We start from the raw sequence: 3311 nt of genomic DNA, 5'->3' as shown, positions 1-3311 counted from the left end.
GCCGGGTGGTGGCGGCCTCCCAGGTGCCCCTGCGCCCGCCGCCACCCGGTCGGGCCCCTCCTGCCCCCGTCGATCGCTTCGTCCCCGGCCGGCGGCTGGAAGCGCCCTCCGGGCCTGTCTTCCTCGCCGAGTGGACGGTCCCCCCGGACCACCGCCACGGGTGGCTCCCCGCATCCGAGCTCGAGGGCCTACCCGGCGACGGCGCCCGCGCCCTCTTCCCCGAGCACCTGGGAGAGGTCCGGGAGCCGGGGGAGATCGCCTTCCTCGACACCGAGACCACGGGGCTCGCGGGGGGCGCCGGGACCGTGCCGTTCCTGGTGGGGGTGGCCCGGTGGTCGCCGGGGCCGGGCTTTCGCCTGGCCCAGCTCTTCCTGGAGGACCTGGACCGGGAGGCCGCCCTCCTGGAGGCCCTGGCCGAGGAGCTCCGGGGCGTGCGCTGCCTTGTCACCTACAACGGCCGGTGCTACGACGGCCCCCTCCTGGAGAACCGCCACGTGCTCAGCCGCCGGCCCTGGCCCCTGGCGGGAGCGGCGCACCTGGACCTCCTCCACCCCGCCCGCACCCTCTGGCGTCAGGCCCACGGCGACTGCCGCCTGGTGACCCTGGAGGCCGGGGTCCTCGGCCATCGGCGCCACGGCGACGTCCCCGGCGCCGAGATCCCGGCCCTCTACCTCGACTACCTCCGCCGGGGTGCCGATGCGCGTCTGGCCGCGGTCTTCCGCCACAACCGAGACGACCTCCTGAGCCTCGCCGGGCTCCTTTGGGCGGCGGGGACGGGACGGGGAACCCCGGCCCTGGGGCTGGGGCTCCTCCACAGCCGCCGGGGGCGGCGAGAGGAGGCTGGGCCCCTTCTGGAGGCGGGCCTTGCAGAGGAGCTGCCCCGAGAGCTTCGGGTCAGGGCGCTGCGGGAGCTCCTGCGCTCCCACAAGGCCGGGGAGCGCTGGGCCGAGGCCCTGGAGGCCTGCGCGGCGCTCCGCCGCCTCGCCCCCGCCGACCCCTTCCCCGTGGCGGAGGCCGCGATCCTCCTGGAGCGACGCCTCGGCGACCCCGCGGGCGCCCTCGCCCTGGTGAAGGAGGCCCTTGCCCGCGGCCCCTGGATTCCCCGGGACCGGGAGGCCCTGGAGCGCCGCCGGGAGAGGCTGGCACGGAAGCTGGACACGGTGCCCCGCTGCCTGGTGGCGCGGGCCCGGACACCGTCGTCTCCCGTGCGGACCGACCGCCCGTAGGCTCCTGCAATTGGGTGAATCCCTTGTTGTACGGCGCGGAAACCTGTGCTACCCTCCGCGCCTTCGCTCGACAAGAGGGGGCGCACTGCGGCCCCTTTTGAATAAAAAGCCCAAGGAGGCACGAAGAAGACATGATGACCCAGACCACCCAGGACCACCGCATGGAAGAAGACCTCGATTTCGCGGCCATGCTCGAGGCGAGCGAGCGCGGAGCCGAGGAGGGCTCGGTCGCCAGCGGCCGCGTCATCAAGCTCAGCAACGACTTTGCGGTGGTGGACATCGGCTACAAGTCCGAGGGGCTCGTTCCCCTGTCGGAGTTCCGGGACGCGGAAGGCAAGGTCACCGTCAAGGTGGGCGACCAGGTCGACGTGCTCGTGGAGGCGTTGGAGAACGAGGACGGCATGATCCTCCTCTCCAAGGACAAGGCCGACAAGATCCGCGTGTGGGACGCCATCAGCAAGGCCGCGGAGAACGACGAGGAGGTCGAGGGGCGCATCGTGGCACGGATCAAGGGCGGCCTCTCGGTGGACATCGGGGTGCGGGCGTTCCTTCCCGGCTCTCAGGTGGCCCTGCGCCCCGTGCGCCAGCTCGAGAAGCTCATTGGCGAGAGCTACAAGTTCAAGATCATCAAGTTCAACCGGCGCCGGGGCAACATCGTGCTCTCCCGCCGGGTGCTCCTGGAGAAGGAGCGCGAGACCCACCGCAAGGAGACCTTGAAGCGCCTCGAAGAGGGCGCGGTGCTCCAGGGCGTGGTCAAGAACATCACCGACTACGGCGCCTTCATCGACCTGGGGGGCATCGACGGCCTGCTCCACGTCACCGACATGAGCTGGGGCCGGGTGAACCACCCCTCGGAGGTCTTCGACATCGGCGACGAGGTCACGGTGAAGGTTCTGTCCTTCGACCCCGAGCGCGAGCGGGTGAGCCTGGGCTTCAAGCAGCTCCAGCCCGACCCCTGGACCACCGCCGAGGAGAAGTACGCCATCGGCTCCCGGATCATGGGCAAGGTGGTGTCCATCACCGACTACGGCTCCTTCGTGGAGCTCGAGCCCGGGATCGAGGGGCTCGTGCACATCTCGGAGATGAGCTGGACCAAGCGGGTGAACCACCCCAGCGAAAAGGTGTCCATCGGGCAGGAAGTCGAGGTGATGGTCCTCAATCTCGACACCAACCGCCGCCGCATCTCGCTGGGGATGAAGCAGTGCCAGCCCAACCCCTGGGACCTGCTCGAAGATCGCTACCCGGTGGGCACGGTGGTGCGCGGACAGATCCGCAACATCACCGACTTCGGCCTGTTCCTGGGCGTGGAGGAGGGCATCGACGGCCTCATCCACGTGAGTGACCTGTCCTGGACCAAGCGGGTTACCCACCCCGGCACCCTCTACAACGTGGGCGACGAGGTGGAGGCGGTGGTCCTGAACGTGGACAAGGAGAGCGAGCGGTTCAGCCTGGGCATCAAGCAGCTCGAGCCCGACCCCTGGGCCGGCATCCACACCCGGTACCGGGCCGGCTTCCTCGTGCAGGGCAAGGTCACCAACATCACCGACTTCGGCCTGTTCGTCGAGCTGGAGCCGGGGATCGAGGGCCTGGTGCACGTGAGCGAGCTCTCCAGCGAGAAGGTCGACGACATCTCCAAGGTGGTCCAGGTGGGTCAGGAGATCCAGGCCGAGGTGCTCAACATCGACCAGGAGGAGCGCAAGATCAGCCTGTCGATGAAGGCCATCGAGGACGCCGAGGTGCTGGCCCAGAAGAAGGCGCTGGACGTCATCAACCGGGAGATGGCGGCCAACTCGGCCTCCACCCTGGGGGAGAAGATCCTCCAGGCCCGCAAGGCCCGGGGCGGCTCCTCCGAGTAGGGGGGCGCTTCGAGAGGCGTTTGCCGAGCCGGGGCCCCAGCGGGGGTCCCGGCTCTTCTCGTTTTCGGCCCCCGGCGGCTTCGCCTGTCTCCGTCCCCCAAGTCGTTCGGTTGAGGAGGTGCGTCCCATGAAGCGGTTGCTGATCCTGTTCGGCTTCTTCCTGGCCCTGGTGGCCGGAGCGGTGCTGACCCTGGTGGCGGTGTCCCTGTGGCGGGGGGAGTCGGCCCAG

At 70.0% G+C, this 3311-nt stretch carries 2 protein-coding genes; both read left to right on the top strand.

The window, feature by feature from the left end; genetic code table 11:
- A partial coding sequence (locus tag AB1578_22885) for a ribonuclease H-like domain-containing protein (protein ID MEW6490745.1) occupies positions 1–1226 on the top strand: 1226 nt, incomplete at its 5' end.
- Positions 1227–1357: 131 nt separating this feature from the next.
- Entirely contained in the window at positions 1358–3082 is a 1725-nt protein-coding gene (locus AB1578_22880) for a 30S ribosomal protein S1 (GenBank protein MEW6490744.1), read from the top strand.
- Positions 3083–3311: the final 229 nt, after the last annotated feature.

Source organism: Thermodesulfobacteriota bacterium (genome assembly GCA_040756475.1).
Classification (GTDB): Bacteria; Desulfobacterota; Deferrisomatia; order Deferrisomatales; family JACRMM01; genus JBFLZB01.
This window is presented reverse-complemented; position numbering and strand designations above follow the sequence as displayed.